The 11126-nt window shown below is 60.3% G+C and carries 10 protein-coding genes; 2 read left to right on the top strand and 8 right to left on the bottom strand.

Going from position 1 to position 11126, the window contains the following annotated elements:
- Positions 1 to 1465, top strand: a 1465-nt coding sequence (locus tag VFN25_RS06335) for a GEVED domain-containing protein (protein ID WP_325139973.1), incomplete at its 5' end; no start/stop codon positions are given.
- A gap of 221 nt (positions 1466 to 1686) precedes the next feature.
- On the opposite strand, the gene rocF is transcribed toward VFN25_RS06335, so the two are convergent.
- Positions 1687 to 2607 (bottom strand): arginase, encoded by a 921-nt coding sequence (gene rocF, locus VFN25_RS06330; protein ID WP_325139971.1) that lies wholly within the window; start codon positions 2605 to 2607, stop codon positions 1687 to 1689.
- A 209-nt stretch (positions 2608 to 2816) separates the two neighbouring features.
- The gene (locus VFN25_RS06325) at positions 2817 to 3176 is read right to left on the bottom strand and encodes an Hpt domain-containing protein (protein ID WP_325139969.1); all 360 of its coding nucleotides are present in this window, start codon (positions 3174 to 3176) and stop codon (positions 2817 to 2819) included.
- Between the two features lie 163 nt (positions 3177 to 3339).
- Between VFN25_RS06325 and VFN25_RS06320 the strand changes: the two genes are divergently transcribed.
- Positions 3340 to 4017, top strand: a complete 678-nt coding sequence (locus VFN25_RS06320) for a DUF937 domain-containing protein (RefSeq protein WP_325139967.1) — start codon at positions 3340 to 3342, stop codon at positions 4015 to 4017.
- Between the two features lie 60 nt (positions 4018 to 4077).
- On the opposite strand, the gene VFN25_RS06315 is transcribed toward VFN25_RS06320, so the two are convergent.
- The 6 genes from VFN25_RS06315 to VFN25_RS06290 form a co-directional block, all read right to left on the bottom strand.
- Positions 4078 to 5328, bottom strand: coding sequence for a dicarboxylate/amino acid:cation symporter (locus VFN25_RS06315; protein WP_325139966.1), 1251 nt, complete (start codon positions 5326 to 5328; stop codon positions 4078 to 4080).
- Positions 5329 to 5408: 80 nt separating this feature from the next.
- The gene (locus VFN25_RS06310) at positions 5409 to 6203 is read right to left on the bottom strand and encodes a L,D-transpeptidase family protein (protein WP_414648878.1); all 795 of its coding nucleotides are present in this window, start codon (positions 6201 to 6203) and stop codon (positions 5409 to 5411) included.
- A gap of 286 nt (positions 6204 to 6489) precedes the next feature.
- Positions 6490 to 7353, bottom strand: a complete 864-nt coding sequence (locus VFN25_RS06305; protein WP_325139962.1) for a MurR/RpiR family transcriptional regulator — start codon at positions 7351 to 7353, stop codon at positions 6490 to 6492.
- Between the two features lie 20 nt (positions 7354 to 7373).
- Positions 7374 to 8468, bottom strand: coding sequence for a dipeptide epimerase (locus VFN25_RS06300; protein ID WP_325139961.1), 1095 nt, complete (start codon positions 8466 to 8468; stop codon positions 7374 to 7376).
- Positions 8465 to 9904: an SH3 domain-containing protein gene (locus VFN25_RS06295; protein ID WP_414648877.1), complete on the bottom strand. Its 1440-nt coding sequence runs from the start codon at positions 9902 to 9904 to the stop codon at positions 8465 to 8467. The genes VFN25_RS06300 and VFN25_RS06295 overlap by 4 nt, the downstream gene beginning before the upstream one ends.
- Complete coding sequence (locus VFN25_RS06290) at positions 9904 to 11052, bottom strand: DUF819 domain-containing protein (protein ID WP_325139957.1); 1149 nt, start codon at positions 11050 to 11052, stop codon at positions 9904 to 9906. Before VFN25_RS06290 ends, VFN25_RS06295 begins: the two co-directional genes overlap by 1 nt.
- Between the last annotated feature and the right edge of the window lie 74 nt (positions 11053 to 11126).

The raw sequence follows: 11126 nt of genomic DNA, 5'->3' as shown, positions 1-11126 counted from the left end.
CGTGGAGCCGATCACCCTGGTCAACTTCGCCAACATCAACAATGTGACGTCGGAAGTAGTGGATGGCACGCCTGCGCTGGAAGACTTCCTGGCACAGGACATCCGGGTGGTGCCGGGCGCAACTTACAAGGTCACGGTCAAAGGCAATGCCGACGGCCCTTACACCAATCTGTTCCGCGCCTACATCGACTGGAACCAGGATGGCGTGTTTGCCGAGGATGCTTCCGAGCGCTATGAACTTGGCTCGCTGACAGGATCCACCGGCATCAGTGGCGAGTCGACGTTCGCATACATCACGATCCCGATGTCGGCGGTCGCGGGTACGACCCGGGTTCGCATCGTCAAGAACTTCAACGCAGGAGGGGCCGCTTGCACGAGCAGCAGCTTCGGTCAGGCGGAAGACTATTCGTTGACGCTGGATCCTGGTGCCACCCCGCCACCAGCAATTCCAACCCTGTCGAAGGCCTTCTCGCCCGCCGGGACCGAGTACGTCTTGCCGACCACGCTGACGATCAGTCTTGGTCAACTCAATGCCGTCGCGACGATCACAACGACGGCCGCGTTGACCGACACCTTGCCGGCTGGTCTCAGCGTTGCCGCGACGCCGAATGAATCAACCACCTGTCCCTCGGGCGTGGTGACCGCCGCCGTCGGTACTGGCACGGTGACCCTTGCCAGCGGTGCGCAGATTCCGCCGACGGGTTGCACCGTGTCAGTCGACGTTCAAGCGGCTGCAGCGGGCGCCTACGTCAACACGATCGCTGCCGGCGCACTGCAAACCGATGCCGGCAACAACGTGTCAGCGGCTTCAGCCACTTTCCACGGACTGGCCTCGACGCCGTCAAGCTACAGCACGGGCTTCGAAGCGCCGTTCACGGTTGGTGCGGTCAACACCCAGCAAGGCTGGTTCGGCAGTACCACGGGTGCGGCAATCTCCGCAGCCATGCCGGCGGCGGGCACCCAGCATCTGCGTGTGACCTCGACATCCTCGTCGTCGGCCACCGTCTCGGCGATCTCGCCGACGCAGCTGGCAGGCGTAGCAGCCTACTCGGTACTGACCGCCAAGCTGCGCATCACGCGCAACACCAATGGTGCAACGTTCGACTTCAACCCGCAGGATCCTGCAGCGGGCGTGGTAAGCACCCTGGTGCGCTTCAACAAGGGTGCCACCCGGGAAATCCAGATGCCGAACTTCACCACCGGCCTGTATGAGCCGACCGGCGCCACATGGCCGCTCGCGACCTACTTCGACATCAGCATGATCTTTGATCGAGCTGCAGAAACGGTCGAGGTCTGCATCGATGGAGCAAGTATCTACAACGGCGCGAATGCAGTTTCCTCGCCGTACATCGGCAACGTCGTGGCCAAATGGACTGGCCAATCCAGCACAACGGCGGGCAATACCATGGACGTCGATGACCTGACGTTTGGCGACTCCGATACGCCACCGGTATGTACGCCGTAGCGTCGCGGAATTTCTCTCTGGCATGAACGAAAGGGCGCCTCACGGCGCCCTTTCCTTTTGGCTGTTGGCAGCCTCTCCGGTATTTCTCGACGGCTCTGTGAATCTGCCTGAGAACCCATCTGCTTGCCGCTATTCGACCCCAGGCCCATGGTCCTGGAGGTTGAGCAGGCAGCCCTCGCAGTATCGATCGAACACTGCCAGCCGCGGCCGCCGGGAGTTCCTCAATCGCGCATCAAGGTGCTCTTGCCAAACAGACTTTCGACCAGATCAACGGCCAGCAAGGCAGTGCGATTGTGATCGTCAAATGCAGGATTCATTTCCATGATATCGATTGATCCGATACCCCCCCGATCAGCGATCATCTCCATGCACAACTGTGCTTCACGATAGTTCGGCCCACCGGGAATGGTGGTACCGACACCGGGAGCAATGCTTGGGTCGAGGAAATCGACGTCGAAGCTGACGTGCACATGAGTATTGTCGTCAATGTCGGCCAGGGCCTCTTCCATGACACGCTTCATGCCGATTTCATCGATATAGCGCATGTCGTAGATATCGAGTCCTGCATCGCGAACGAGTTTCTTCTCGCCGATATCGACCGAACGAATGCCGATCTGGCGGATGCAATCCGGCGAGATTGCCGGCGCGCTGCCACCGAGTTCGGTCAATTCGCGGGGGCCAAGACCGCAAAGGCATGCGACCGGCATGCCGTGAATATTGCCGGACGGGGTGACCTGACTGGTGTTGTAGTCAGCATGCGCATCAAGCCAGAGCACAAGCAGGCGCTTGCCACGCTCGCGGCAATGCTGGGCCACTGCAGTGATGGAACCAATTGCGAGGCAGTGATCGCCACCGAGCAGGATTGGCAGGCGGTCCTGGGCCAGTTCCGTGGCCACGGCCTGCATGACCAGACGGTTCCATTCTACGACCTGAGCAAGATGGCGATAGCCATCGACCGGGCCCAGCCACGGGTTCATAGGGCCGGTCAGATTGCCGCGATCGACCACATCCATTCCGCGTTGGCTCAGGGCCTCGCCAATGTTTGCAACACGCAGAGCTTCCGGCCCCATTGAAGCGCCGCGATGACCGGCGCCAATGTCGGTTGGAGCGCCTATGAGAGATACCAGAGTCTTCGAATGCATGGGTCAGGATCCAGAATCAGGGCGTGCAGGATAGCCTCCCACCCCGCGCATGGCCAACAAGATGGCGCGGGTGTTCAGTTGAAATTGAGGCTGGATCAGTCGTCGCGGATCCCTGGCGTGCCACGACGCCAGTCTGTGAGCAGATCGCGACGCGCTGGCTCAGATGGCCTGGAAGCTCTTCTGAAAGCGATGCCGATTGCGCCACTCGATCAGGGTTGTCTTGTATTGACTGCGAGACGCATTGCCTCGTCCAGCTTCTCCACTGCAGCTTGCAATGCCTCGAACAGGTCGTGGGCCATCCGGCTTCGGTCGACGGGGTTTTCAAGGTCACGTATTCGATCGAGCACGGAATCGGCCGCTGCGGCGGCCTTGCCAACTTCGGCATACCCGTAGGATGCGGCCGAACCGGCCAGTCGATGGACCCGTTTCGCCAACGCCGCGTGGCTGTCGATGTTGCCGAAGTCCGCGCGCAATGTTTGCCACGCCGTTTCGATCTCCACGCGCTTGATCGGAAGCGCAGCGTGATATCGACGATGCAAGGCATCCAGTCGTGAATCAAGATTGCTCATGGCGGTCAATGCCTGCTCGGCCATTCGGATGGCCAGCAAGACTAACGCGGTTTCTGAACCTTCGCGCCGGCGTTACGATGTTTGACGCTTGGCCGGGATATTGCGCTCGCGATTCCCTCGGCACGTGATATTTTCGCTGCTCACCCTCCGCAGGATTTCGACCATGAGCGATCTCACCTCAATTATTTTTTCAAATCTGGATCAAAGTAATATTGAATCGATCGCCGGCCAGTTGGGCATCGATCCGGCTCAGGCCAGCGATGCAATCCAGCAGGCATTGCCCCTGCTGATGGGTGGGCTCGCCCGCAACGCCGCCTCGCCGCAAGGTGCGACCGCGCTTCACTCCGCGCTCGAGCGCGATCATGCCGGTGTCGATATTGGCGGCCTGCTTGGCTCGGTTCTCGGTGGCGGAGCCGGAAGCGGTTCTGCTGGCGGCCTTGGCGATGTCCTCGGCTCCGTACTCGGCGGCGGATCTTCGAACAGCAGTCCCGGCGCCGGCATGGGCGGAGCCATCCTCGGCCATATCTTCGGCGGGCGTCGTGACCAGGCCGCTCAAGGTCTCGGTCAGACCAGTGGCCTCGGCGGCGCAGGTGCTTCGCAACTGCTGAGCATGCTCGCACCACTGGTCATGGCGGCACTCGGCAACATGACGAAAAAGCAGGGCCTTGATGCGAATGGTCTCAGCGGCGTACTCGGCCAGGAGAACAATCGCCTGCAACAAAGTGGCGTCGGCGGCCTGTTGAGTGGCGTGCTCGACAGTGATGGCGATGGCGAAGTCAGCATGGGCGAGATGCTTCAGGCTGGCGCGGGTTTGCTCGGCGCGTTTGGCAAGCGTAGCTGATCCATCCGTGTTTTCTGACGCGCCGACATTTCGTTGCTGGCGCGTCGCTGATTCATGCGCTCAGCCAGTCGCACTTTCAGCAGAGTCTGGCTGACGCGCCGCGACAATGCTGCTCGCGGTCAGATCAGCACTGACATTGCCGACCGTTGCGAAAACGTCGGGAATCGTGTCAACGGCGAGCAGCAGACCGAGCGGCTCGATCGGCAGCCCCATTGCCGAAGTCACCGGCATTGTCGTCGCCATGAAGCTGACTTGCCCCGGCAGACCCACCGAGCCGAGACTGATCACGACCGCAAGCGCCGCCGCCGCAGCTATCTGCGCAGTCGGCACATCAATGCCGTAAATCCAGGCGACGAACGACGCCGCACCGATGTATTGCACCGGACTCGTGATACGGAACAACGACACTGCCATCGGCAACACCAGCGCAGCGATCGCCGGCGGATGCGCAAGCCCGCCGCGTGCGCTCTCGATCATTGCCGGTAGCGAGGCGAGTGAGGATTGGGTGCTCGCTGCGACGATCTGGGCGGGCAGGATCGCTGCCGCGAATCGGCGCAGATTGACCCGACCGGCGAATACGGCAACCGGGTAGAGCAACACGATGATGGTCAGATAGAGCCCGCACAACAACGCGATGTACCAGCCCAGCGCACTGATCACGCTGGCCCCTGCTGTCGCACAGACGCCAAGCACAAGTGCGAACACGCCGAGCGGTGCCGCCCACAGCACCCACTGCACGATAACGATCATGGTGTCAGCAATGGTCTGGAAAAAGCCGACCATCTTCACTCGCTGCTCGACCTCGATGCGGGTCAGCGCGAAACCGAAGAACAGCGCGAAAATGACCAGAGGCAACATCGCGCTCTGCGCCGCCGCGGCGATGGCATTGGCCGGAATGATTGCCGAAAACCACTCCGACAGGCCAACCGGCGCTGCAGTAGCGTCGCCGCTCGGAATCGCCGCACGCAAATGTTCTATCAAAACCGGATCACGCGGCAACAAGGACAACAGCATCGGCGCGGCGATCGCCGCGATCACGGCACCCGCACTCAGCAATACAGCGAAGACAATGATCGCCTGGCGCGCGGCGCGCCCGGATGCGGCGGCATCATTCGCCGCGCTGACACCGATGATCACCAGGGCCAGCACCAGCGGCACGACGGTCATTTGCAAGGCGTTGAGCCAGAGCCGGCCAATCGGCTGCACAATGGTCGCTGCCGCTTTCGCCAGCGCCGGATCGAACCAGGCGAGCATCAGGCCGAAGACGGCACCGAGGGCCAGTCCGAGGAGGATTCTTGCGGTGTTCGACATGGGCGACTGGACTCAGAATCGTGGTTGGAGGACGACGCTTGCAAGCGTGACCGACGTGGAAAGCTGATGTGTCGTGGCAGTCAATGCGACGCTGATTCGTCGAAATGGGGAAGTTGCCATGCCTTGCGCAGACGCGTGTACTCGGCACGCGGCAGCAAAATGAACAATGGCCTTTGCGAAGGATCAAGCCAATCCAGCAACTCGCCCATCAGCGTTTCGGTCATCGCCGTGCAGCCGGCCGTCGATGAATCTGCCGATTTCCATAGGTGGGCGAAAATGCAACTACCGCCCGCGGGTTGGCGCTGGACATTGTGCTCGATGACGAAGCCGAGTTTGTAGCGCTGATCACCATTGGCATGCAGGTCACGACGCATCGGCTCGGTTGAACCGGCGATTGCCTTCCTGCCCACTTTTTCGGCATCGACGATCTGGTTGTAAAGCAGTGATTCGCTGACATCGATGCAATAGTCCTGCGCGGTCATGCCCTGGTATTGGAGTGCCGTCGAACGTGATCGGGCATAACCGAACGCCGGTCCAATCGCAAAAATGCCAGCCGGTGCGCGACCATCGCCCTCGCGCTTCTGCAGGCCGGGTTGCGACGAATGCAGACCCAGCCCCCAGGCCGATCCCGACTTGCCGATGACCACCGGCTGCGCCGCCGACAACGCTTGCCATTCGCCGCCTTGACGCGCGAAGCGACGCAGGCTGGCTTTTGAACTGCTCCAGTCCGGCGCTATGACGACAATCATCTGCTTTGAACCGGCGACGATTTCGGCGTCAGTTGTTGCGTTGGCGAGCGGCGCAATCAGCGCTACCATGCCGGCGAGCACAAACATCAGGCCAACCCGAAGTACATGGTTTCCTGGCGCAAGCATCATTCAATTCCTTGTAGCCAAACTACCATTGAGCTTTTCTCCAGGTTCGTTTCGTCGATGCAAAAACTTTGCAGGAATCGCGGCTGAAGCCGCTCCCACGACTCCCACCGCCATCCGCTTCATGCAGCAGCCCGTTTACGGGCGAGTTCCTCTCCATGTTGATTGGAAAGCTCGCCCGTAAACGGGCTCCTACGGGTTTACGGCGAATTGCATACGCTTCTTCCCCACTCCCCACTCCCCACTCCCCACTCCCCACTCCCCACTTCCCACTTCCCACTCCCGCTCCTCAAGGCTCCAACAAACTGCGAATGCGCTCAAGATTCGATTCGAGCCGGGCAAGGCGATCTTCGCCGCTCTCGCAGAGCAGCACGAAAATCATGTCGAGCAGATGGCGCAAGGCCGACTGGTAGATCAGCGGTTCAATATGCGCACGATCATCGTGTGCTGATACGAGCAATGACTGATCGGCGTGCGCGCGCAGCGGATTGGCCGTATGCCGGGTGACCGAGATTACGCTGCCGTGCTGCTCGCGAAACTGGCGACTGATCTTGCACAAGTTGGTTTGCTGGCCATGTTCGGAGAACACCAGCAACACATCGGTTTCGGTCGCCGTGGCAATGCTCGCGGTCATCAGCACGGTATCGAAATGATGCACGGTGAGGATATCGAGCAGGGACAGTCGCATCGCAAATGCACGTGCCGGGATGCCATCCTCGCCAAGCCCGATGATGAACACCTTGCCCGCCTTGCCGATCAGCCCGGCAATCGTATCGATCCCGGCCGAAGGATTGATCAGACGGGTTTCCTGCTCGGCGCGGGTCTTGATGTACCAAAGGCTTTCGGCCAATGCAGAATTCGAATCTTCATCAGGTGGTTCGCCGTGACCACCGTTTCCACTGCTGTTGCCGTCAGCACCATCGCCACGGGCGATTGCCTCGCCGATCGAATACTTGAGATCCGGATAACCCTTGAAACCGAGCTTCTGACTGAACTTGACCACGCTCGACTGACTGATCTTGAGTGCATTGGCAAGTTGCTGCGAAGAGTAGTCGCGCAGCAGATGCGCCTCCTCCAGCAGGAAGTCGGCGATGCGTCGTTCGATCGCCGACATCTGGTCGCGCTCGGCGCGGATTTTCAGCAGCGGTGACATGTCGTCTCGTTGCGCTCCGTTCAAGCGATCAGTTCGAGACCGCGAATTTCGCGAATGCCGAGGCCTGGCGCATCGGTCACGGTAATTTCGGACTCATTGAAGATTACCCCGCCCTCAACCGGATTGAACGCACACAGCGACGGCCCATCGAGATCAATCTTGGTGATCGCACTCGATTTGGCCACCGCCACATGCACCGCGGCGGCAACGCTGATACTGGTTTCGAGCATGCAGCCGATCATACATTCGACCTGGTACATTTCAGCGATATCGGCGATGCGGATCGCGTTGGAGATACCACCGGTCTTCATCAACTTGATATTGATGATGTCAGCCGCGCGCATGCGGATCAGCTCAATCACCTCGGTCGGGCCGAACACACTCTCGTCGGCCATGATCGGTGTGTGTACGCGTTCGGTGACGTACTTCATGCCGTCGAGATCATTGGCCTTGACCGGCTGCTCGACCAGTTCCAGTCGCACACCCGCATTCTCAAGTGTCTGCAGCGCATACACGGCCTGCTTGGCCGTCCAGCCCTGGTTCACATCCAAACGAAGCAGGGCGCGATCCTCGACCGCCGCATGGATCGCCTTGACCCGCTCGATGTCGACGCCGATGTCCTTGCCAACCTTGATCTTGAGTGATTCAAAGCCACGCTCGACCGCAGCCAGCGAGTCGGCGACCATCTTGTCGATATAGTCGACGCTGATCGTTATGTCGGTGGTGATGACGGGATCGCCGCCACCGAGCAGGCGATAGAGCGGGGCGTTGTAGAGCTGACCCCAGAGATCGTAGACGGCAATCTCGACGGCAGCCTTGGCGCTCGAGTTCTTTTCCATCGAGCCCTGGATCAGGTGCGTGATTCGATTGAGATCAGCGATGTCTGCACCAATCAGGCGTGGTGTGATGTAGTCGCGAATCGCATCGATGATCGAACCGTGCGTGTCGCCGGTGATCACTGCGGTTGCGGGTGCCTCGCCATAGCCGACTTCGCCGCTGTCGGTATTGACCATGACAATGATGTCTTCGACCGCCTCGACCGTACGCAAGGCGGTCTTGAACGGCGTCTTCAGGGGCACGCGAAGCATGCCGAAGCGGATATCGGTGATCTTCATGGGACGGGGCGAACATCCTTGGTGGGTGCAGGACGCATCGTGACGATGCTGGTCATGCGGTCGACATAGGTTTCCGTGTCGTTGAACTGCAAGGGTAGCAGCGGTGAGACGGAAACTTCATTGAGAGTGATCCGGCGCAGGCTGCCGTCGGCGAGGTGGTAGCTGAGACCGGTGGTGTCATGGATGACATACGGGGCGCCATCCATGTGGCCGATGACCATCATCACGTGACCGGGAATGTAGATCAGATCGCCGGGCAGCATCGCGCGCGCCGCGGCCAGTCGCGTCGCGCGGTCATCGGCCTTGGAGAACAGGCGTTTGCGCAAAGCCGGGCTGACACTTTGGTCACGCGTATTGCGCGGCATCAGCACACCCATGCTGCGATAGACCTCGGAGACGAAACCGCTGCAATCGCGCGCATCGTAGGCGTGACCCCAGCCATAGCGCTCGCCAAGGAACTTGAAGGCCTGCTTGATGATGTTGGCTTCGGTCAGCGGCAGATAGTCGCTGCCTGTATCGGCATTCTTCTGCAGCAAGGCCGGAACCAATTCAAGATGGCCATCGGCTTTGCGTAGCGGCAGTTCGATGACATGCGAGGTGTAGGGATGCTGGCCGTTGACCAGCTTGTCTGGCGGCCAGTCCTCGAGCAGCGGCAGGCGCACACCCATGTCTAGCTGCAACTTTGACAGCGCGGGCTGCTCGCGGCTGAATACAGTCTGCACGGTCGCGCCGGTGACGATTCGGTACGCTGCATGCGCGGCATAGCTGGCGATCTCTGCGGCCGAACCTTCGGCGATCGCCGTCGCCTCGACCCAGGCCGCGTAGCGTGCGCTGACCACGAACAGCCACTCCTTGTCGCGACTGCGATGCACGATCAACACGGGGGTTCCGGGAAACAGCGCACTCTCCTGGAAACGATCAATATCGGTGTTTCCGGCTTCACTGAAAACGCGCAAGGCGGTCGGCATCGAGCGCATCGCTGCACGATGGACGATCAGACCATGACGCGGTGCCTGCAGTTCGGGCACCGCGTCGCGATCGAGATTGCGCATCAGCGCATCGAGTGCCGCCTTGGCAACCGGCTTCCCGTCAATGTCGAACAACTCGCGTGTTGGCCGACTTGAAACGCCATCGATCCAGGCAAGCACCCGGGTACGCGTCACCTGCTCAGGCAAGGTCGCCAGATCGTGCATCGAGCGATCCTTGTGCAGCACCTCGGCATTTTGCGCAGCAATGGCTGTCGGATCGAGAATGACGTGATCGGCATCAGGCAGGCGCTTGACCCAAAAGCCGACGGAAAGCTGCGCCTCGTCGACACCGATGACCCCGTGCGCGGGAATCGTTGAAGTGCGAGTTTCCAGCGCATTTGCACAGGAAACAGATCCCAGCAGGATCAGACTGAAGCAGATCAACAATGGTTTGCTTGTGCGATTCATCATGTCGGGGCCAGAGTAGAAAGCACGGAAGCCATTGCAATACCGAGACCGGTACCGATGACGTAGCCGAGCAGGGCAAGCAGGATTGCAGCCGGAACCAGGGCGCGTGAATAGGCCGCGGCAAGGATCGGCGCGGCGGCGACGCCGCCAATATTCGCCAGTGAGGCAATGCCGCACAAGTGTAAATCGAAATGGAAAACTCGCGCGGCGAGCAGCAACAAACCGGCATGAATGGCAAGGATGGTCAGACCGCAAATCAGGTATAACGGCGCTCGGCCGATACCTTCGAAATTGCTTTGCGAGGCAAGCACGGCGACGATGAAAACGAGCAGGCCGCCGGCAATCGCCGCGGCGCCCGGATAGCGCGCCAGCGGCGTCTGCGCGGCAATCAAACCGAACGCCGTGGCCAGCAGGATTGTCCAGGTTGTTGCCGAGATCATGTTGCTGACCGGCAGTTGAGCACCCAGCCAGCTTGAAAGCACACCGGCAAACAATGCCAGCCCAAGCCACAGCAGCACGCCGTCGGCACTCGGTGATTTGCTCGCTGCTGATTCCAGCAACGCGATTGGACGTTCAGTCGCACGCGTCCAGCGATTGAATGCAGGTGCAAGGCGAGCCAGCGAAAACAGCAAGGCGACCCACAGCGAATAGCACAGCGCATCGGTAACCAGCGACATCGCCAGCAGCGAGTCGGGCATGCCGATGGCTTGCTTGACCGCAACCATGTTGGCGCTGCCACCCATCCAGCTTCCGCTCAGTGCGGCCAATGGTTGCCAGGCGGCAACCGGAAGCCAATGGCGGTAGATCAGGTAAGTCAGCGGGAACGCGATCAACAGGCTCGCCGTGGCACAGCCGAAAACCCCGAGTACGCGAGGCCCGAGCTTCCAGATTGCACGCAGATCACAGTTGATCATGAGCAGAAACAGTAGAGCCGGCAACACACGCGCGACGAGCAAGGAGTGTGCCTCACGTATGCCCGGCGTGACCTTCCAAAGCCCGGAAACGGCGAGTGTGGTGACCAGCAGGTAGGTCATTACGATTGGCGGCATGACGGAGAAAATCCGCCACGCGCAATGCCGCTCAAGCGCAGCAAAAATGCCTGCGCAGAGCAGCATCAAGGCCAACCACGGCCACACCGTTTCGATCATCGAATTACCGCTCCCCGAATCCGTCAGGAATAGAACATTCGCGCTCAATTTGATGGAAGCATAAATTATTGACC

Origin of the sequence: Dokdonella sp. (genome assembly GCF_035703485.1) — a bacterium.
Lineage (GTDB): Bacteria > Pseudomonadota > Gammaproteobacteria > Xanthomonadales > Rhodanobacteraceae > Dokdonella.
The sequence above is the reverse complement of the archived record's forward strand: the minus strand, read 5'-3'. Positions and strand labels throughout refer to the sequence as shown.